Origin of the sequence: Cryobacterium sp. 10S3, assembly GCF_034344045.1 — a bacterium.
In the GTDB taxonomy this organism is placed as follows: Bacteria; Actinomycetota; Actinomycetes; order Actinomycetales; family Microbacteriaceae; genus Cryobacterium; species Cryobacterium glucosi.
The window spans coordinates 1,908,418-1,927,952 of record NZ_CP133773.1 but is presented as its reverse complement, the minus strand read 5'-3'; the positions used below and the strand labels follow the sequence as shown (position 1 = coordinate 1,927,952).

15 protein-coding genes are annotated in these 19,535 nt (G+C 70.2%); 8 read left to right on the top strand and 7 right to left on the bottom strand.

Annotated features, from left to right (window positions below; all coding sequences use genetic code 11):
- Positions 1-16: 16 nt before the first annotated feature.
- Positions 17-889 (top strand): pentapeptide repeat-containing protein, encoded by an 873-nt coding sequence (locus tag RHM57_RS08945; protein WP_322189760.1) that lies wholly within the window; start codon positions 17-19, stop codon positions 887-889.
- 9 nt (positions 890-898) lie between these two features.
- Here the strand turns inward: RHM57_RS08945 and RHM57_RS08940 are convergent, their stop codons facing one another.
- Entirely contained in the window at positions 899-2,500 is a 1,602-nt protein-coding gene (locus RHM57_RS08940; protein WP_134447839.1) for a PucR family transcriptional regulator, read from the bottom strand.
- A 142-nt stretch (positions 2,501-2,642) separates the two neighbouring features.
- Here RHM57_RS08940 and gabT point away from each other — a divergent pair, with 142 nt between their 5' ends.
- The 4 genes from gabT (at position 2,643) to RHM57_RS08920 (ending at position 8,339) form a co-directional block, all read left to right on the top strand.
- Positions 2,643-4,007 carry a 4-aminobutyrate--2-oxoglutarate transaminase gene (gabT, locus tag RHM57_RS08935; protein WP_174774849.1) on the top strand — a complete coding sequence of 455 codons (1,365 nt, stop codon included), beginning with the start codon at positions 2,643-2,645 and terminating at the stop codon, positions 4,005-4,007.
- Complete coding sequence (locus RHM57_RS08930; protein WP_134447843.1) at positions 4,004-5,290, top strand: Glu/Leu/Phe/Val family dehydrogenase; 1,287 nt, start codon at positions 4,004-4,006, stop codon at positions 5,288-5,290. The genes gabT and RHM57_RS08930 overlap by 4 nt, the downstream gene beginning before the upstream one ends.
- Positions 5,291-5,407: 117 nt before the next feature.
- Entirely contained in the window at positions 5,408-6,871 is a 1,464-nt protein-coding gene (locus tag RHM57_RS08925; protein WP_322189845.1) for an NAD-dependent succinate-semialdehyde dehydrogenase, read from the top strand.
- A gap of 55 nt (positions 6,872-6,926) precedes the next feature.
- On the top strand, positions 6,927-8,339 hold the full coding sequence (locus RHM57_RS08920; protein ID WP_322189759.1) for an NAD(P)/FAD-dependent oxidoreductase: 1,413 nt from the start codon (positions 6,927-6,929) through the stop codon (positions 8,337-8,339).
- 143 nt (positions 8,340-8,482) lie between these two features.
- Here RHM57_RS08920 and RHM57_RS08915 read toward each other — a convergent pair whose 3' ends face one another.
- The 5 genes from RHM57_RS08915 to pepN all read right to left on the bottom strand — a co-directional run bounded on the left by RHM57_RS08915 (position 8,483) and on the right by pepN (position 16,521).
- The gene (locus tag RHM57_RS08915; protein ID WP_134561223.1) at positions 8,483-10,189 is read right to left on the bottom strand and encodes an FAD-binding dehydrogenase; all 1,707 of its coding nucleotides are present in this window, start codon (positions 10,187-10,189) and stop codon (positions 8,483-8,485) included.
- Between the two features lie 101 nt (positions 10,190-10,290).
- Positions 10,291-11,907 (bottom strand): HNH endonuclease signature motif containing protein, encoded by a 1,617-nt coding sequence (locus RHM57_RS08910; RefSeq protein WP_322189758.1) that lies wholly within the window; start codon positions 11,905-11,907, stop codon positions 10,291-10,293.
- 156 nt (positions 11,908-12,063) lie between these two features.
- A complete protein-coding gene (locus RHM57_RS08905; RefSeq protein WP_416173110.1) occupies positions 12,064-12,552 on the bottom strand; it encodes a globin in 489 nt (162 codons plus the stop codon).
- Positions 12,542-13,861 (bottom strand): mechanosensitive ion channel family protein, encoded by a 1,320-nt coding sequence (locus RHM57_RS08900; protein WP_322189757.1) that lies wholly within the window; start codon positions 13,859-13,861, stop codon positions 12,542-12,544. The genes RHM57_RS08905 and RHM57_RS08900 overlap by 11 nt, the downstream gene beginning before the upstream one ends.
- 116 nt (positions 13,862-13,977) lie before the next feature.
- Positions 13,978-16,521 carry an aminopeptidase N gene (gene pepN / locus RHM57_RS08895; protein WP_322189756.1) on the bottom strand — a complete coding sequence of 848 codons (2,544 nt, stop codon included), beginning with the start codon at positions 16,519-16,521 and terminating at the stop codon, positions 13,978-13,980.
- Positions 16,522-16,629: 108 nt separating this feature from the next.
- On the opposite strand from pepN, the gene RHM57_RS08890 reads away from it, so the two are divergent.
- Positions 16,630-17,328, top strand: a complete 699-nt coding sequence (locus RHM57_RS08890) for a helix-turn-helix transcriptional regulator (RefSeq protein WP_174774628.1) — start codon at positions 16,630-16,632, stop codon at positions 17,326-17,328.
- Between the two features lie 77 nt (positions 17,329-17,405).
- Here RHM57_RS08890 and RHM57_RS08885 read toward each other — a convergent pair whose 3' ends face one another.
- Positions 17,406-17,813 carry a VOC family protein gene (locus RHM57_RS08885; RefSeq protein WP_322189755.1) on the bottom strand — a complete coding sequence of 136 codons (408 nt, stop codon included), beginning with the start codon at positions 17,811-17,813 and terminating at the stop codon, positions 17,406-17,408.
- A 113-nt stretch (positions 17,814-17,926) separates the two neighbouring features.
- On the opposite strand from RHM57_RS08885, the gene RHM57_RS08880 reads away from it, so the two are divergent.
- A complete protein-coding gene (locus RHM57_RS08880; RefSeq protein WP_322135726.1) occupies positions 17,927-18,544 on the top strand; it encodes a GNAT family protein in 618 nt (205 codons plus the stop codon).
- Between the two features lie 52 nt (positions 18,545-18,596).
- Positions 18,597-19,403, top strand: coding sequence for a GNAT family N-acetyltransferase (locus tag RHM57_RS08875; protein WP_322189754.1), 807 nt, complete (start codon positions 18,597-18,599; stop codon positions 19,401-19,403).
- Positions 19,404-19,535 lie beyond the last annotated feature (132 nt).

Genomic DNA, 19,535 nt, shown 5'->3' with positions numbered 1-19,535 from the left:
GACTACGATGAACGCGATGACGGAACGAACCAGGGTTGAGGTCGGGCGCCGCGAGGACCTCGGTGCCGACTGCGCCAGTTGCTTCGGACTCTGCTGCGTCGCCCTGGCGTTCACCAGGTCCGCCGACTTCCCGTTCGACAAGCCGGCCGGCGATCCCTGCGAGAACCTCGACGAACGCGACGCGTGCCGCGTGCACGCGGAGTTGCGTCCCCGGGGATTCACCGGCTGCACCGTGTTCGACTGTTTCGGTGCCGGCCAGAAAGTCTCGCAGCAGACCTTCGCCGGCCGGTCCTGGCGGGACGATCCCGGGACCAGGGACGCCATGTTCGCGATCTTCCCGATCGTTCGGCGGCTGCACGAACTCCTCTGGTACCTCGAGCAGGCGATCAGCCTTGTCGGGGACACGGGTGATCCGGCTCCGCTGATGTCGCGCTTCGATCGCGTCAGCGCGCTCAGCCGGGAGCAGCCGGATCGGCTCGCGAGCCTCGACGTCGACGCGGAGTACGACGCGGCCCGGCCGCTGCTCCTCCAGGCGAGCGAGGACGCGCGCAGGGGAATCCTCGGCGAAACCCGGGATCGAGGAGTTCGGCGCCGGCTCGGACCGGGGAGAGACCTGGCGGGCGCGGCACTCACCGGTGCGGACCTTCGTGGACTGAGCCTGCGCGGCTCCCTCCTGATCGGAGCGGATCTCAGCGGAGCCCGGCTGTCGTACTGCGACCTCCTCGGCGTCGACCTTCGCAACGCGAACGTGGCCGGAGCGGACCTCGCAGGCGCGATCTACCTGACCCAGATGCAGGTCAGCAGCGCCAGAGGCGACCAGCTCACCGTCCTGCCCCGGGGATTCGTGCGCCCAGCGCACTGGAGCGCGGGCGAGCAGAACCGCCCGTGAGACGGTATCTCAGATACTGAGGTGCTCAGGGGGTGATCCGGCGTCGTCACCGGACGCGAGCAGTGCCGCCCAGATGTCGGCGCGGGCGTGGAAGGTGCCGAAGTCACGGCCGAGGAGCGCCTCGGCCTGGCTCACCCGGGCGCGCACGGTGTGCCGGTGCACACCGAGCTCGGTGGCCGCTGGACCGAATTGCCCGTTGTGCTCCAGCCAGACCCGGAGCGTGCGGACGAGTTCGGTGCCGTGGACGGCGTCGTGCGCCGTGAGCGGCTGGAGCGTCGCGCGTCCGACCTCCGAGGCATCCGTGCCGGCGAGGAACGCGAGAACGCCCTGTCGGGAGATCACGTCGAATTCGACGATGCCTGGCGCGCCCTCGTGCGAGCGTTCGAGGGCCTGGCGGGCCTGGGCGAGGGCGTGCGGCAGCTCACGGTACCTGGTCCGGTCGGAGAGCCCGAGGTGCAACCCGAAGCCGACGAGCTCATCGAGCAGGGGCCCGGCAGTGGCGTCGACGCACAGGACTACGAGGCCGCCCTGGCGCGCGAAGAACAGGTGTCCAGGGCTCTCCTCCACCCGGAGCTCGAGGAACTCGGTCAGGGCGTCCAGCCGCCCTGGCGCGGGGTCGGTCACGGCGACCCGTACCGGCTCGAACGGGAGTGGCCCCCACATCTCCCCGGAGGTCGCCTGCACGAGGTCGACGTCGCCGCCGAGCAGCGCGTGCAGCAGCCCGGACCTGAGGAGCCCGCGCGCCCGGTCGAGTGCGCTGTTCTGCTCAAGCGCGAGCCCCGCGAGCGCGATCACGCTCGTCACGACCTCCTGGCTGGCTTGGTCGAGCTCGCCGGGACCCCCGTGGGCGAGGACGCCGCGCAGCTGGTCGCGTCGACCCAGGGTCTGCAGGGTCAGCGTCTCTCCGCCGGTCGAAACCGACGTGCTGGCCCGCTGCCCGCGCCGGATCAACTGGGCTGCCTCGCGCTGCACCCGGTCGAGAGAGCCGCGTGAAGCGGATGCGCCCGCGAAGGTGTCCCGGGGGAAGACCCGGTCGAGGGCGCCGCTCATGTCGAAGAGCGCGACCCAGTGGCCGAGTTGCCGCGAAAGCTCGCTGAGGGTCGCGCTGAGGCCGTCCGGGCGGAGCGCCGCGAGCGCGATGGCCCGCTGGGCGCCGAGCGCCCAGGTGCTCCTGGCATAGCGGAGTTCGGCGACGAGGTCGCCGGCGGCCCGGGCGACGGCGATGAACGGCGTCTCGTACGGCACTTCGACGAGGGGGAGTCCGCGGGACTGGCAGGCCGCGACGAGGGCGTCGGGGGTGCCGGAGCGGAGGACTTCCGTGCCGAAGCCGAGGCAGACGATGCCGCGGTCGCGCAGCCGGGTCACGTAGTCGACGTAGAACGCGTCCGTGACAGCCTCCGCGAACTGGCGTCCTGTCGTCAGCAGTACCTGGTGTGCTGACAGGAACGGGGTCGGGTCGGCGAGGTCTGAGCTGTGCACCCATTCGACGGGCTGGTCGAGGGCGTGCGGCGGCAGGCCGGCCTCCGGAGTGAGCAGCCGCAACCGCAGGTCCGGCCGGTCGAGGAGGCGGCGCAGCCCCGGCAGCGGCGGCGGTGCGTTGAGCGGGGGCATGCGCCGAGTGTACAACGTGTCGAAACTTAGCCGGCATTCTGTACATAGCGGCGAGCGCGCTGCCGTCGGCGCTCTGCCTAGCATGGCACCTGACATCGACGCCGCCCGGTCGATGCACCTCGGTTTACGAACTGGAGCAGTCATGACCCTCGTCGCATCCCCGCCCACCACCGTTCCCGTCGGCGGCCCGTCCCTTCCGCAGGAACGTCGCCTCACGACGAGCATCCCCGGACCCCAGTCGCAGGCGCTCCAGGCGCGCAAGACCGCCGCGGTCTCCGCGGGCGTCGGCGTGACCCTGCCCGTCTACATCGTCGCTGCCGGCGGCGGCGTGCTCGTCGACGTTGACGGCAACTCCCTCATCGACCTCGGCAGCGGCATCGCCGTGACCGGCGTCGGCAACAGCGCGCCCCGCGTCGTCGAGGCCGTCGCCGCCCAGCTCGCCCAGTTCACCCACACCTGCTTCACGGTCGCCCCGTACGACTCCTACATCGAGGTCGCCGAGGCGCTCAACCGGGTCACCCCCGGTGACCACGCCAAGCGCACCGCCCTGTTCAACTCCGGCGCCGAGGCTGTCGAGAACGCCGTCAAGATCGCGCGGCACTACACGGGGCGGCAGGCCGTCGTGGCCTTCGATCACGCGTACCACGGCCGCACCACCCTGACCATGAGCCTCACCGCGAAGAACCAGCCGTACAAGAACGGCTTCGGCCCGTTCGCCGCCGAGGTCTATCGGGCGCCGATGTCCTACCCGTTGCGCGACGGCGGTCTCGACGGCGTCGTCGCCGCGAAGCGCGCCATCTCCCAGATCGAGAAGCAGATCGGCGCAGAGAACCTCGCCGCGCTCATCATCGAACCGATCCAGGGCGAGGGCGGCTTCATCGTCCCGGCCGCGGGCTTCCTGCCGACCCTCCTGGCCTGGTGCCGCGCCAACGGGGTCGTCTTCATCGCCGACGAGGTGCAGACCGGCTTCGCCCGCACCGGCGCCATGTTCGCCTGCGACCACGAGGGCATCGTGCCCGACCTGATCGTGATGGCCAAGGGCATCGCCGGCGGCCTCCCGCTCTCCGCGGTCACCGGCCGCGCCGAGATCATGGACGCCCCGCAGGTCGGCGGCATCGGCGGCACCTACGGCGGAAACCCGCTCGCCTGTGCAGCGGCCCTCGCCACCCTCGACACCTACGAGAGCGAGAACCTGGTCGAGCGCGCCCGCGAGATCGGCACGATCCTCACCGGCCGGCTGAACGCCATCCGCGCCTTCGACAAGCGCGTCGGCGACGTCCGCGGCCGTGGTGCCATGATCGCGATCGAGCTCGTCGACTCGGCGACGGGTGAACCGGATGCCGCACTCACCTCCCGCGTCGCGGCCGCCGTCCACGCGCAGGGCGTCATCGTCCTCACCTGCGGAACCTACGGGAACGTGATCCGGTTCCTGCCGCCGCTGAGTATCTCGGACGAGCTCCTCGTCGAGGGCCTCCAGGTCGTCGCACACGCTCTGGCGAACGCATGAGCCTGCTCGAGGCCCGGCCGGCCGTTCGCCAGGTCACGCCCCTCGCCACGCCCCTCGTCGACGCCCGGTCGCAGCTCAGCGACGCCGTCGCCCTGCTCGGCTACCCGGAAGGCCTGCACGCGTTGCTCGCGACCCCGCGCCGCGAGCTCACCGTCGCCGTTCCGTTGCGCCGGGACGACGGCAGCACCCGACTGTTCACCGGCTACCGGGTGCAGCACAACTTCTCCCGCGGCCCGGCCAAGGGCGGCCTGCGCTACAGCCCGCACGTGACCCTCGACGAGGTGCGCGCCCTCGCGATGTGGATGACCTGGAAATGCGCCCTGCTCGACGTGCCGTACGGCGGTGCCAAGGGCGGTGTCACGATCGACCCGCGTGAATTCTCGCTCCCGGAGCTCGAGCGCGTCACGCGCAGGTACACGAGCGAGATCCTGCCGATCATCGGCCCGGAGAAGGACATCCCGGCCCCCGACATCGGCACCGACGAGCGCACCATGGCCTGGATGATGGACACCTACTCCGTCAACGTCGGCTACACCGTTCCCGGGATCGTCACGGGCAAGCCGATCAGCCTCGGCGGTTCCCACGGCCGTGCGAGCGCGACCAGCCGCGGCGTGACCCACGTCGCACTTGCCGCCCTCCGGCACAGCGGAATCACGCCGTACGGAGCGACCGCAGCCGTGCAGGGCTTCGGCAAGGTCGGCCACGACGCTGCCGTGTTCCTCGCCGACGCGGGGGTGCGGGTCGTTGCGGTCAGCGACCAGTACGGCGCCGTCTACAACGAGCGGGGCATCGACTTCGCCGGGCTCGACGCGCACGTCGCGGCGACCGGCAGGGTCGTCGGCTTCGGCGGGGCGGACCCGCTCGACGGCGAAGCGCTGCTCGAGCTCGACGTCGACCTGCTGGTCCCGGCCGCGGTCGAGGGCGTCCTGCACGCCGGGAACGCTGCCCGCGTGACGGCACGCGTGATCGTCGAGGGCGCGAACGGCCCGACCTCCCCGGCTGCCGACCGGATCTTCGCCGCGAACGGACAGCTCGTGGTGCCCGACATCCTTGCGAACGCCGGCGGAGTGCTCGTCTCCTACTTCGAGTGGGTGCAGGGCAACCAGGCCTACTGGTGGAACGCCGCAGAGGTCGAACAGAAGCTCGAAGAGCGGATGCTCGCCGCCTGGCAGCAGGTCGTCGAAACCGCCGCCTCCCGGGACCTTTCCCTGCGGGCAGCGGCGACGGTCCTCGCCGTCGAACGCGTCGCCGAGGCCCACCTGCTCCGCGGACTCTACCCCTGACGCCCGTTCGTTTCCCACCACCTGCCGTACCTGCCCCGTGACCGAAAGAGAACACCCGTGACCAGTCTCAGCACCGAGAACCGCCCCCTGAGCCCCGCCTCCGGCGACACCACCACCATCGGCACCGAGCGGGAGGCCGAACTCCTCAACCGGGTCCCCGACGGTCTCTACATCGACGGCACCTGGCAGCCCGGCACGGGGGAGCCGATCATCGTGACGGACCCTGCGACCGGGCGCGAGCTCAAGCGGATCGCCAACGCGGGCGTCGCGGACGGCGGACGCGCCCTCGACGCCGCCGTCGCAGCGGGTCCCGCCTGGGCGGCGACCGCACCGCGGGTGCGGGCCGAGATCCTGCGTCGTGCGTTCGACCTGCTGCAGGAACGCCGGGAGGACTTCGCCCTGCTGATGACCATCGAAATGGGCAAGCCACTCGCCGAGGCCCGCGCCGAGGTCGGTTATGGCGGGGAATTCCTGCGTTGGTTCAGCGAGGAGGCCGTACGAATCAATGGGCGCTACGGGCCGGCACCCGAGGGTACCGGCCAGATGGTCGTTTCGCAGCGCCCGGTCGGCCCGTGCCTCCTGATCACCCCGTGGAACTTCCCGCTCGCGATGGCGACCCGCAAGATCGCCCCCGCGCTCGCCGCGGGGTGCACAGTCGTGATCAAGCCCGCGGAACTCACCCCGCTCACCACCCTCTTCTTCGCCCAGCTGCTCGAGGACGCGGGCGTTCCCGCCGGCGTCGTCAACGTGATCACGACCTCGGAATCCGCTGAGGTCTCCTCCCCGCTGATCGCAGACCCGCGGCTCCGGAAGCTCAGCTTCACCGGCTCGACCGGTGTCGGCCGGGCGCTCCTCCGCCAGGCCGCGGAGGGCGTGCTGCGCACCTCGATGGAGCTGGGCGGGAACGCGCCGTTCCTCGTCTTCGCCGACGCGGACCTCGACCGGGCCGTCGACGGCGCCATGCTCGCCAAGTTCCGCAACATCGGCCAGGCGTGCACGGCAGCGAACCGGTTCATCGTGCACGCGTCCGTCGCCGAGGAATTCGCGCGCCGCCTCGTCGCCCGCGTCGAAGCCCTCCGGATCGGCCGGGGCACAGAGCAGGACGTGACGATCGGCCCGCTCGTCAACGACGCGGCCGTCGCCAACACCGAGAAGCTCGTGAGCGATGCCCTCGACCGCGGCGCGACCCTCCTCACCGGCGGATTCCGCCCGGAGGGTCCAGGGTCGTTCTACGCCCCGACCGTGCTGACCGACGTCGCAGCCGACAGCGACCTGCTTCGCCAGGAGATCTTCGGGCCCGTCGTCGGGATCGTGACCTTCACGGAGGAGGACGAGGCGATCCGGCTCGCCAACGACACCGAGTACGGGCTGATCAGCTACGTCTTCACCGAGAACATCGCCCGCGGCCAGCGGATGATCGCCGGGCTCGACACGGGCATGATGGGACTGAACACAGGACTCGTGTCCAACGCAGCCGCCCCCTTCGGAGGCGTCAAGCAATCAGGGCTCGGCCGGGAGGGCGGCCTCGAGGGAATCCACGAGTACCTGTCCCCGAAGTACACCCTGATCCCCGCGTCATAACCGACTTGCACAACTTCCGAATGACCTCGCAGCACCCACGTATGGAGGAGTTTTCATGACAACCAGGATCGACCGTGACATCGTCATCATCGGCGCAGGGGCATCCGGCCTGACCGCAGCAACGTCGCTGCGCCGGGCCGGCCTCACCGTCGCCGTGCTCGAAGCGCGCGACCGGGTCGGCGGTCGGCTGTGGACCGACGACATCGAGGGAGCCACGCTCGAGATCGGCGGCCAGTGGGTGTCACCGGACCAGCACGCGCTCAAGGAGACCCTCGCGGAGCTCGGTCTCGAGACCTACTCCCGGTACCGCGCCGGAGAAAACGTCTACATCAACGACTCCGGGGTACGCACCCGCTTCGAGGGCGAGATCTTCCCGGTCTCCCCGGAGACCCAGGCCGAGATCGTCGCCCTCATCGCAACGCTCGACGAGCTTGTCGCCGAGGTCGACCCCGATCGGCCGTGGGCGCACCCGCGGGCCGTCGAACTCGACCGGATCTCCTTCGCCGGGTGGCTCGCAACCCAGACAGCCGACCAGGAGGCCCGCGACAACGTCGCGATGTTCATCGCCGGCGCCATGCTGACCAAGCCTGCGCACGCCTTCTCCGCCCTGCAGGCCCTGCTGATGGCCGCGAGTGCCGGAAGCTTCAGCAACCTCGTCGACGCCGACTTCATCCTCGACGAGCGCGTCGTCGGCGGCCTCCAGCAGGTCCCGCTGCTGCTCGCGGAGCAGCTCGGCGATGACGTGCACCTCGGGCAGCCGGTGCGCACCCTGCGCTGGAGCGACGAGGGTGTCGTCGCGGTCACCGACGGACTCGAGGTGCACGCCCGCCGGGCGATCCTCGCGCTTCCGCCGACTCTGCTCAGCCGGATCTCCTTCGAACCCGCCCTGCCCCGCCGCCAGCACCAGCTGCACCAGCACCTTTCGATGGGTCTCGTGATCAAGGTTCACGCCGTCTACAAGACCCCGTTCTGGCGCGAGGACGGCCTCTCCGGCACCGCGTTCAGTCCCTACGAGCTCGTGCACGAGGCGTACGACAACACCAATTTCGGAGACGACCGCGGCACCCTCGTCGGCTTCGTGTCCGATGAGGCGGCGGATGCCGTGTTCCGGCTCCCCGCGGAGGAGCGCCGGGCGCGCATCCTGCTTTCGCTCTCGCACTACTTCGGGGACAAGGCTCTGTCGCCGGCGGTCTACTACGAAAGCGACTGGGGCAACGAGGAATGGACCCGGGGTGCATATGCCGCGAGTTTCGACCTCGGCGGCCTCGCCCGCTACGGCGCGGACCTGCGCACCCCCGTCGGGCCGATCCACTTCTCCTGCAGCGACCTGGCCGGCAAGGGCTACCAGCACGTCGACGGGGCGATCCGGATGGGCCGCGACACCGCTGCCGCCATCGCGGCCGTACTCGAGCCGGTACTCGAGCCGGTACTCGAGCCGGTCGGGGCGCTGACGAGCGTCCTGGACTAGGCGCCGCCGGGCGCGGACTCGCGGCGCCGTTTGCGTCTCGCGGCGATGTATCGGGCGCGCGCCGCGAGACACGGTGCGCGCCCGGAGACGCACCGCGCGCCGCGAGGTGCGGCGCGTGCGGACGCTCCCGTGACAGCCGGGGGTCAGACCGCCGCCGCGGCGGCGCGCCCCGCGGTGCGTCCGGAGAAGAGGCATCCGCCGAGGAAGGTGCCTTCGAGCGCGCGGTAGCCGTGCATCCCGCCGCCGCCGAAGCCGCTCGCCTCGCCGGCGGCGTAGAGGCCCGGCACGGGTGTGCCGTCCGGCCCGAGGGCGCGGGCGGAGAGGTCCGTCTCGATGCCGCCGAGACTCTTCCGGGTCAGGACGTGCAGCTTGACCGCGATCAGCGGTCCCGCGTGCGGGTCGAGCAGCCGGTGCGGGCTCGCGACGCGGATGAGACGGTCACCGCGGTAGTGCCTGGCCTGGCGGATCGCCGTGATCTGGGCATCCTTGGTGAAGGCGTTGTCGAGCTCGCGGTCGCGGGCGCGGATCTCCCGCTCGACCTGGGCGAGGTCCAGGGGAGCATCGGGGGAGAGCCGGCGCATGCCCGCGAGCAGGTCGGGCAGGGTGTCGGCGACGACAAAATCGGCGCCATGCTTCTTGAAGGCCTCGACCGGCCCGGGAGCGCCTTTCGTCACCCGTTTGGCGAGAAGGGCCAGGTTCTTACCGGTGAGGTCGGGGTTCTGTTCGGACCCGGAGAGTGCGAACTCCTTCTCGATGATCTTCTGCGTCAACACGAACCAGCTGTGTTCGTAGCCGGTGCGCAGGATGTGCTCGAGCGAGCCGAGCGTGTCGAAGCCGGGGAACAGGGGAGCGGGCAGCCGGGTCCCCGTCGCGTCGAGCCAGAGCGAGGACGGACCGGGCAGGATCCGGATTCCGTGCGCGGGCCAGACCGGGTCCCAGTTCGCGACGCCCTCCGGGTAGTGCCACATCCTGTCTCCGTTGATCAGCCGGGCGCCGGCCCGCTCGCTGATGCCGAGCATCCGCCCGTCGACGTGCGCGGGCACGCCGGACAGCAGTTCCCGGGGCGCGGTGCCGAGCCGGGTCGGCCACTGGGCGCGGACTTGCGCGGGGTTTCCGCCGATGCCGCCGCTTGTCACGACGACGGCGGATGCCCGCAGATCGAAGTCGCCGACGACCTCGCGTGAGCTGGGCGCGCCGCGCGGGGCGTCGCTCGGGGCGAGGATGCTTCCCCGCACGCCGACGACCGTGCCGTCGTGGGTGAGCAGCTCGTCGACCCTGCGGCGGTGCAGCGCCGTGACGAGGCCGGACCGCACGCCTTCCCGCACGCGCTCGATGAACGGGGCGAGAATCGCCGGACCGGTGCCCCAGACGATGTGGAACCGCGGCACGGAGTTGCCGGGGCCGAGGGCCGTGGTGCCGCCGCGTTCGGCCCAGCCGACGACCGGAAAGAAGCGGATGCCGCGGGAGTGCAGCCAGGCGCGCTTCTCGCCGGCGGCGAAGTCCAGGTAGGCCTCCGCCCAGCGGCTCGGCCAGAGGTCCTCGTCACGGTCGAAACCCGCGGTGCCGAACCAGTCCTGTCTGGCGAGTCCGGCGGAGTCGTGCACCCCGAGCCTGCGCTGCTCCGGCGAGTCGACAAGGAACAAGCCGCCGAACGACCACCAGGCCTGGCCGCCGAGCGAGGCGGGCGGCTCCTGGTCGAGCAGGATGACCCGCTTGCCCGCGGCGACGAGCTCCGCGGTCGCGACGAGTCCGGCGAGGCCGGCCCCGACTACGATGACGTCGGCTTCGCTCGGATCCGTCCGAGGGGATGTCGCTCGGGGGCCGGTCGCGTGCGGGGGAACCGTGCTCATCGTGACTCCAGTGTCAGAAGGGGCAGTGTCAGAAGGGGCAGCGGGAGTCGAATGCGTTTCGGGGCCCGCGGGGCGTCGCTCGGAGCGACGCTGGCTCCATGCTAACTGTGCGGTACCCCGGATTCACTCCACCTGGTGAGCGCGTTTTTGCTGGTGAGGGGGATGGGTTTCTGTTCGGGGTCGAGTCCGGGTGGTGGGGTGAGCCAGTACTGGCCGGTGTCGTCGCGGGTGATGCGCCAGTGTTCGTTGTGGAGCCTGAGGTGGTCGGCCCGGCAGAGCAGGATGCCTTGGTCGAGGTTGGTCTGCCCGGTGTCGTCTTTCCAGTGGTGGATGTGGTGGGTTTCGGTCCAGGACGGTGGCCGGTCGCAGCCGGGCCACATGCAGCCGCCGTCGCGGAGGGAGAGGGCCGCCCGTTGGGCGGGGCTGAAGGTGCGTTGTTCGCGGCCGAGGTCGACGCCGTGGCCGTGGTCGTCGAAGGTGACGTCGAGGATCCCGGTGTCGCAGAGGTTCCGTTCCACCGTCTCGGCCGAGACCGTCACCGCAGTCCCCTCGATGACGCCGGGCTGGAGCGCGGGTGCCGCGGTTTCGGGGTTCGCCGCAGCGTCGGCTGTGGGTGACGGGGCCTCGGTTGGCGCGGCATCGGTGGGTGCGGTGTGGGTGGGGCGGATGGTGATCATGCGGACGGCGGGGCTTCGTCCTCCGGCGATGCGTTTCGGGTCGGCTTTCACGCCGAGTTTCATCAAGGCCAGGAACGCGTCCGCGGTGAGCTGTTCGGTGGTGCGCGGGTCGTCCTGGACCCGCTTCGCCCAGGCGGCCTGCTCCTTGTCCACGAACCGGACCCCGCCCCGGCGGGGGCTGGTGATGGCGTCGTAGGTGCTCATCAGGTATTCGCCGTCTTCGGGGGCGAACAACCCGACCATGCGCACCTGCCCGGTGTGGAGTCGCCAGAACCGCAGGGACCGGTCGTCGTAGACGGCCTTCTCGCGGGCGGCGATGCCGGCCTCATCGAGCACGTCCCGCACCCGCCGGGCCCGCTTGAACAGCTGGTCAGCGTTCACCGTGCGCGCTTCGGCGAGGAGCCGGGCCAGGGCCGTCGCGAGTTTCTCCGCGGTGATCGCCCGGTCCAGGTCGCCCAGGCCCTTCCGGAGCGAGTCCGCCTTCTCGACGCTCAGCCAGCCCTCGCGCAGGGCCCGGCCGATCGGCGCGTGCCACGGCGGCACCGCGGCCGCAGGCATCGGCGGGTCGACCGGCGGCAGGTCTGGAGCGGCCTCGTTGAGGGGCGGAGTCCCGTCGAGTAACTTCTGCGCCGCGGCGGCTTCGCGGGCGGCCTTCTCGGCGGCGTCGGCCTCGGCCAGCAGCCGGCCCACCCCGAGGAGCTTGACAGCATCGCCCTTGCTTGACCCAGACACGCTCTGCAGCAGGTCTTCCGGGGTCCGGAACCCGTGCCGGGCCGCGAGCCCGTTCCCGCCGAGTTCAGCCCGGGAACGGCGGGCGAGGGTCGCCGCCATCCACGCGGCACACGTCTCCAGCGCCCGCCGGGAATCCGCGATCAACGCTTGCCAGGCAAGAACCTGCTCGTCGCTGAGCGCGTCGTAGTCAGCTGATGACCTTCCCAAGGCCGCGACAGCATCCGGCACCAGCACGGTGACGGGCGTACTGGGAGGCGCACCGCCATGCGGCCGATCGGGCGAAGCGGGCGACTCCGAGTGGTTGGTCATGCCCCCACGTTACGACCCACCACCGTCATTCTTTGAGCATGGCTCAGGTCTGTGGAAATCTACTCTGATCAGGTACGTGTTGAGGCGAATTCACAACGTTCTCGTTCTTTCGAGAGCCTGTTCTCCCCTCCAGGGACGGTTGGAGACGCCCTGAGATCAGTCGTCGAACGTGTTCAACATGGCGTGTGCCGCGCGCTCGAGGTAGTCCCAGAGCACGGTTCGCTGCAGCTCGGGCAGCTCGCAGGAGTCGACCGCGGCACGCATGTGCAGCAGCCAGCGGTCCCTGGCGTCCGGGTTGACCTTGAAGGGCTGGTGCCGCTGGCGCAGCCGCGGGTGTCCGCGCTGTTCGCTGTAGGTGCCCGGGCCGCCCCAGTACTGCTCGAGGAACCCGGTGAGGCGCGCTGCCGCTGGGCCGAGGTCGTCCTCCGGATACATCGGCTTCAGCACAGGGTCGCCGGCGACACCCCGGTAGAACTCGGTGACGAGCCTCTCGAAGAACGGTCGCCCGCCGACCTGCTCGTAGAACGAGGCACCGATCGCGGCACCGTTCTCACCGTTGCGCAGCAGCACCCGGGCAGGCAGTGCGGGGTCGACCGGGGGCGGGGCGGGGGCGGATGCCGGTGGCTGGGCGGGGTCAGTCGTCATGGGATCCCTCGGGGGTGGGTTCGGTTTCGGGAGTCGGCGGGCCCGGGTGGGCGGCGTCCGGCGTCGGAACAGTCGGAGCCTTCGGAACAGTCGGAGCCTTCGGGGCTGCCTGAGCCTTCGGGGTGGCTGGAGCGGTCGCGGTGGTCGGGGTGGCGGAAGTCTTCGGGGCTCGCGGAGCGCGGGGTGCGGTTGCCCGTGGGGCGGGGGCCTGGGCAGCCTCGCCGGGAGCGTCGTCGACCGGGGCTTCCTTCTTGGCAACGGACTTGGCCTTGCGGGGCCCGCGTGGGGTCCTGGCCTTCTTGAGCGGAACAACCTCGATGTGCGGCAGCGGATCGGGTTCCGCGGCCGCGGCGACGGCGGCGATATCGACGGGGTTCGTCGGCGGCGTGGCATCCGAGCCGTCGTCCGACCCCGTCATCACGACGCTGTTGAGCGGAGTGAGCGAAACCCCGAGGCTGTCGAGCGCGAGCTTCAGGTGCAGGCGCAGGTCGCGGGCGAAGTCCCACTTCGCCGAGACACGCACCTTCACGGCGAGCCGGGTGACAAGGGCCTCGGCGGAAATCGACTCGAGGCCCCAGATCTCCGGCTTCTCGAGGATGATCGACCGCCATTTGCGACTCGAGGCGAGCGCCGTCGCGACCCGCAGCATTTCGGACTGGATGGCTTCGACGTCCGAGCTGTACGGGATGGGCAGGTCGATGATGACGCGGGCCCAGCCCTGCGACATGTTGCCGACCCGGAGGATCTCGCCGTTGCGCACGAACCAGAGCGTGCCGTTCACGTCGCGGATCTGGGTGATGCGGATGCCGACCGTCTCCACGACGCCGGAGGCGAACCCGGTGTCGACGATGTCGCCCACGCCGAGCTGGTCCTCCATGACCATGAACAGGCCGTTCAGGATGTCCTTGACGATGTTCTGGGCACCGAAGCCGAGGCCGGCGCCGATCGCGGCCGTCAGCAGGGCGAACGAGCCCAGGATGCTCGGGGCCATCACCTGCAGGATGAGCAGGCCGGCGATGATCACGACGAGCACATTGACGATGTTGGTCAGGACGGAGCCGAGCGTACGGGTGCGCTGCACGACGCGAACGGCGGCGACCGGGGACACGTTGAGCGCCCGGGTGTCCTCAACCTTCTGGGTGCGCTTGACGCCGGTGACAATCTGGATCACCACGCGGCGGATCACGAACTGCAGGATCCAGTGCACCGCGAACGCGACGATGAGGATTCCGAGCACCTGCAGCAGCTGTAGCCCGAGGGTCGTTGTGAAGTATTTGACGATTTCAGCCCAGATAATGTCCCAATTCATAGCGCTTTCGAGTCTACCGAGAGCCGACCGGGCGAACCCTGAGCGCCCCGCCAACGTGAAAACGGCCCCGCCCCCTGAGGGGCGAGGCCGTTCGGGCCGGCGGATGCCGCCTGTGGCTACTCGGCGTCGCGCGCCTGGGCGGCGAGGGAACGTTCCACTCCCGCGAGGTTCTCGATCACGAGGCGACGCAGTGCGACGGGCTCGGGGTTGGCGTCGAGCCACGTGCGGGTCGCCTCGACGAGCGCCTGGTTGGCGAGCGGGGACGGGTAGAGGCCGATGATGAGCTTCTCCGCGATCGAGAAGCTGCGGGAGACCCAGATCGGCTGCAGCATCGCGAAGTAGGTGTCGACGAACGGCTCGAGCAGGCTCGTGTCGTTCGCGCGCAGGAACCCGGCCGCGGTGACGCGCACGATCGTATTCGGGGCGGTGTCCGTCTCGATCAGGGAATCCCAGGCGGCCTGCTTGGCCTCCGGGGTCGGAAGAGCGGCGCGAGCCTGCGCGGCCGACTGGGCGCCGGTCGCGGTGTTGTCCGCAGCGTGCGCCGCGTCGATCTCCGCGCCGTCGACCTTGCCGCCGGCGGCAAGGGCGATGAGCAGCTCCCAGGCGAGGTCGGTGTCGATCTCGAGCCCCTCGAGCGGGACCGTTCCGTTCCGGAGGGCCGCGACGCTCGCGAGCTGGCTGTCGGTGGCGGCGACGGAGGCGAAGAACTTCACGAACTGGAACTGCGCGTCGCTGCCGGGCTCGGCGTGCTGGGCGAGGGACCAGAGCGCGTCGCCGACCTCGGTCAGCGTCGAGGCCTGGAACTCGGGAGCCACATAATAGTTCGCGGCGAGCACGAGCTGGCCGAGCACGGTGCGCAGGGTGGTCGACTCTGTCTCGCTCGCGATGTTGCCGAGCACGAGGCTCACGAAGTCGCGGGCGCCGGTCTCGGCGTCGCGGGTGGCGTCCCAGATCGCACCCCAGACGATGGCGCGGGCGAGCGGGCTCTCGATGGCGGCGAGGTTCTCGAGGGCCACCTCCTGCGAGGCCGGGTCGAGCCGGATCTTCGCATAGGCGAGGTCGTCGTCGTTGAGGAGCACGAGGGCCGGGCGGGCGCGGCCAACGAGCTCGGCAACATCCGTCTTCTCTCCGTCGACGTCGATCTCGACCCGGTGGGTGCGCACGAGCTGCCCGTCGACGAGGTCGTAGAACCCGATCGCGAGGCGGTGCGGGCGGATCGTCGGGTAGTCGGCGGTCGCGCTCTGCAGCACGGAGAAGCCGGTGATGACCCCGGCGGCGTCCACGGCGATCTCGGGGCGGAGGGTGTTGACGCCCGCGGTCTCGAGCCACTTCGCGGCCCAGCCGGAGAGGTCGCGGCCGCTGGATGCCTCGAGCTCGACGAGGAGGTCGTTGAGCTCGGTGTTGCCCCACTGGTGCTTGGCGAAGTAGGAGGCGACGCCGGCGAAGAACTCGTCGCGGCCGACCCAGGCCACGAGCTGCTTGAGGACAGATCCGCCCTTGGCGTAGGTGATGCCGTCGAAGTTGACGAGCACGTCATCGAAGTCGGTGATGGTCGCGACGACGGGGTGGGTCGAGGGCAGCTGGTCCTGCTTGTATGCCCAGCTCTTCTCCATCACGGCGAAGGTGGTCCAGGCCTCTGTCCACTCGGTCGCTTCGGCAGTGGCGATGGTCGAGGCCCACTCAGCGAAGGACTCGTTGAGCCACAGGTCGTTCCACCACTTCATCGTGACGAGGTCGCCGAACCACATGTGCGCGAGTTCGTGCAGCACGGTGACGACGCGGCGTTCCTTGATGGCATCCGTGACCTTGGACCGGAAGACGTAGGTCTCGGTGAAGGTGACCGCTCCGGCGTTCTCCATCGCGCCCGCGTTGAACTCCGGCACGAAGAGCTGGTCGTACTTGTCGAAGGGATACGGGTAGTTGAACTTCTCCTCGAAGTAGGCGAAGCCCTGGCGGGTCTTCTCGAAGAGGTAGTCGGAGTCGAGGAACTGGGACAGGCTCTTGCGGCTGAACAGGCCGAGGGGGATGATCCGGCCGTCGCTCGAGGTGAGCTCGCTGCGGATGACCGCGTACGGGCCGGCGATGAGCGCCGTGATGTAGCTCGAGATCGTGTGGGTGGGCTCGAACGCCCAGGTCTTCGCGCCGTTGCCGGCATCCGTGGGCTCGGGCGTTGTCGAGTTGGAGACGACCTCCCATTCGCCGGGGGCCGTCACGGTGAACTGGAACGCGGCCTTGAGGTCGGGCTGCTCGAAGACCGCGAACACGCGGCGGGAGTCCGGAACCTCGAACTGGCTGTAGAGGTAGACCTCGTTGTCGACCGGGTCGACGAAACGGTGCAGGCCCTCACCGGTGTTCGTGTACTCGGCGTCGGCGACGACGGTGAGCGTGTTCTCTGCGGCGAGACCATCGAGCTGAATGCGGATGCCGTCGCTCACGCTTGCCGGGTCGAGGTCGACCCCGTTGAGGGTCACTGCGTGCACCGTGCGCGTGATCGCGTCGATGAACGTCGAGGCACCCGGGGTCGCGGTGAAGGTGACCGTCGTTGTGCTCGCGAAGGTTTCGGGACCCGTCGTGAGGTCAAGGCTGATCGCGTACTTCTGCACAGTGACGAGCGCTGCGCGCTCCTGGGCTTCGATCCGGGTGAGGTTCTCTCCTGGCAACGTTTTCTCCATCTCAGTCTCGACCGGCGCTTCTGGCGCCGGTCGCACGTCTCTTAAGCCTACCGATCCTTGACGGCAAGGTCGGTGCCTGCCGTTAGAGTGGCTGGCGTGAACCGGACCGACCGCCTCTATGCGATCGTGGAGGAACTGCGCGCGGTCGCGCCACGCCCACGCAGTGCGGGATGGCTGGCCGGGCGCTTCGAGATCAGCTCGCGCACGATCGAGCGCGACATCAGTGCACTGCAACAGTCCGGGGTGCCGATCTGGGCCGAGCACGGGCGCACCGGCGGCTATTGTCTGGACCAGCGGCGGACACTTCCACCGGTGAACCTCACCCCGGACGAGGCCGTCGCCCTCTCCGTCGGTCTCCGACTGCTCGAGGAAACGCCGTTCCGGGCCGCCGCACGCTCCGCCCTGCCCAAACTCCTGGCCGCGATGCAGGCTGACGACGCGCGTGCCGCACGGGAGCTGGCCGGGCGCATCCACCTGCTCGGCGACGGGCATCCGCTCCCGGCGGTTCCGCACAGCGTGGCGAGCGCCCTGTCGACCGGCCGGGTGCTGCGCCTCGCCTACCGGGACACGGCAGGCGCCCTGACCCGGCGCGACGTCGAACCGCTCGGCTACGTCGGATCGCCGACGCACTGGTACCTGCTCGGCTGGTGCCGGCTGCGCGACGGCGTGCGCGCCTTCCGCGTCGACCGGATCGTGTCCGTGTCGGTGACGGCAGAGACGCCCGATCCCCGCCCGCTGGCCAGGGACGATCTGGACATCCCGTACGGCGTCGTCACCCGGCTCGACCTGGGGTAGGCGACGGGCACACGGCGGTGGCCGGTGTACACGCCGGCATCGCGGCCAGGGCCCTGGGCCTGAGTCTGAGCCCGGCCCTACCGGTCGTGGCCGGCGAACCTGGCGGCGGCGTCCGCTGTCACGGGTGTGAAGAAGTTGAGCAGAGTACCGTCGGGGTCGCGCACCAGCAGGGACCGGTTGCCCCAGGGCATGGTTGTTGGCACGGTGACGACATCGGTGAGCCAGGGGGAGAGCCTGGCGTATTCGGCGTCGACGTCCGCGACGAGGAACTCGATGATCGCGGTGTGGTTGTCGGCCGGGCGCGCGGCTCCGGGCCCGAAGAGGCCGACGGTCCGCGTGCTGCCGATCGCCAGAGTCCCTGTCGGGGTGCGTATCTCGGCGAAGTCATCGGTCGACGAGCTGGCCGGTGTGCGGAGTGCGCGTTCGTAGAAGGCGACCAGGCGCTTCACGTCGTCGGTGATCAATCGAACGGATACGAGGTTCATCGGTACGGTCCTTGTCTGGCCGGGAGCATCCCGGCAGGAGCCAGTCTCGAGCCCGCGTGCGACAACCCCCTGTCGGTGTTTAACGGCAGAATCCGATCGAATAGGGTCGAGGCATGGAATTCGCCGCAGCGCCCCGACTCTCCGGAACCCGCGTCACCCTCGAGCCACTCGCCCCTGAGCACGCGGCCGAACTCGCCGTCGCCGTGGCGGAGGGCGAGCTGTGGCGTGCCTGGTACACGGCGGTCCCGCGGCCGGAGGCCATGGCCGCGGAGATCGACCGGCGCCTCGCGCTCGCCGCGTCCGGGCAGATGATGCCGTGGGGCATCCGCCTGACCTCGACGGGGGCCATGGTCGGCATGACGACCTTTATGCACCCGAGCCCCGACCAGCAGCGGCTCGAGATCGGCTCGACGTGGCTGGGAAAGAGCGCCCAGGGCACCGGCGCCAACCGGGAGGCGAAGCTGCTGCTGCTCGGGTATGCCTTCGAGGAGCTCGACTGCATCGCGGTCGAGTTCCGCACGCACTGGCACAACCGGCAGTCCCGCGCCGCGATCGCAGCGCTCGGTGCGAAGCAGGACGGCGTGCTCCGCAGCCACTCCGTCGGGCCGGAGGGCGCCGTGCGCGACACCGTGGTGTTCTCGATCATCGCTGCCGAGTGGCCGGCCGTGCGCCTCGGCCTCCGCGAGGGGCTCGCCCGGTATGCAGCGCTCGCCGAAGCCCCGGGCGCGTGAACGCCGACCGAACCGGATGCCGGCGGTCGCGCCGCGTCGTAGGCTGACGCCAATGACATCCACCGTCGCATCTGCAGCAGCCCTGCTCTCCGCCTACGACGACCAGCTCCGCCTGTGGGTGCCCGCTGTGCCGCCAGCTTCCCCCGTCTACGAGCTCGAGGGGCCCGTGCTGCGGGTCGTCGGCCCCACCCGCGGCTTCGTCGAGACGGCGCAGGACGTCGGCGTGCGTGGCGCGGACCTCGACGCCCTGATCCGCCGCCACCGCGACTTCTTCGCGGCCCGCGGCGAGCCCGTCGAATGGAAGACCCGTAGCCACGACCTGCCCGCCGACCTGCCCGAACGGCTCGAGGCCGCGGGCTTTGTGGCCGAGGACCGCGAGACCGTCGTGATCGGGCTGACCGGGCCGCTCGCATCCGCCCCGACAGTGCCGGAGGGGATCACCCTGCGCCGGGTCACGACTCGAGCGGACTTCGAGCGGATCGCCGCGCTGCAGACCGAGGTGTGGGGCGAGGACCATGCCTGGCTCGCCGACGACCTCGAGTCGAGCGTGCGGGAAGCGGGCGATGACGTCGTGATCATCGTCGCCGAGGCGGGGGACCGGCTCGTCTCGTCCGCCCGCCTGGAATTCCAGCCCGGCACCGATTTCGCCGGGCTCTGGGGCGGGTCGACCCTCGCCGAGTGGCGCGGCAGGGGCGTCTACCGGGCCCTCGTCGCCGCCCGTGCGCAGCTCGCCGCCCGCCGCGGCGTGCCCTACCTCCAGGTTGACGCCTCGGACGACAGCCTGCCGATCCTGCTGCGCCTCGGCTTCGAGGCCGTCACGACGACAACGCCATACGTCTGGACCCCGACGCACGACTGAACCCGGTTCCCGGCGATCCAATCCGCACGGCCGCACACTCCGAACATAATCGTGGGCGGAGAGGCTGCGTCTCCGAGTGCATGGCGCGGCGACGACCGTCGGCGGGATGCGTTTATGCTTGCAATCTAGATG

Coding starts and splice junctions, on each gene's coding strand:
- RHM57_RS08930 (WP_134447843.1), top strand. CDS start 4,004: ATGAGCCTGCTCGAGGCCCGGCCGGCCGTTCGCCAGGTCACGCCCCTC.
- RHM57_RS08945 (WP_322189760.1), top strand. CDS start 17: ATGACGGAACGAACCAGGGTTGAGGTCGGGCGCCGCGAGGACCTCGGT.
- RHM57_RS08880 (WP_322135726.1), top strand. CDS start 17,927: ATGGAATTCGCCGCAGCGCCCCGACTCTCCGGAACCCGCGTCACCCTC.
- RHM57_RS08875 (WP_322189754.1), top strand. CDS start 18,597: ATGACATCCACCGTCGCATCTGCAGCAGCCCTGCTCTCCGCCTACGAC.
- RHM57_RS08940 (WP_134447839.1), bottom strand. CDS start 2,500: ATGCCCCCGCTCAACGCACCGCCGCCGCTGCCGGGGCTGCGCCGCCTC.
- gabT (WP_174774849.1), top strand. CDS start 2,643: ATGACCCTCGTCGCATCCCCGCCCACCACCGTTCCCGTCGGCGGCCCG.
- RHM57_RS08915 (WP_134561223.1), bottom strand. CDS start 10,189: ATGAGCACGGTTCCCCCGCACGCGACCGGCCCCCGAGCGACATCCCCT.
- RHM57_RS08900 (WP_322189757.1), bottom strand. CDS start 13,861: ATGAATTGGGACATTATCTGGGCTGAAATCGTCAAATACTTCACAACG.
- RHM57_RS08910 (WP_322189758.1), bottom strand. CDS start 11,907: ATGACCAACCACTCGGAGTCGCCCGCTTCGCCCGATCGGCCGCATGGC.
- RHM57_RS08905 (WP_416173110.1), bottom strand. CDS start 12,552: ATGACGACTGACCCCGCCCAGCCACCGGCATCCGCCCCCGCCCCGCCC.
- RHM57_RS08885 (WP_322189755.1), bottom strand. CDS start 17,813: ATGAACCTCGTATCCGTTCGATTGATCACCGACGACGTGAAGCGCCTG.
- RHM57_RS08920 (WP_322189759.1), top strand. CDS start 6,927: ATGACAACCAGGATCGACCGTGACATCGTCATCATCGGCGCAGGGGCA.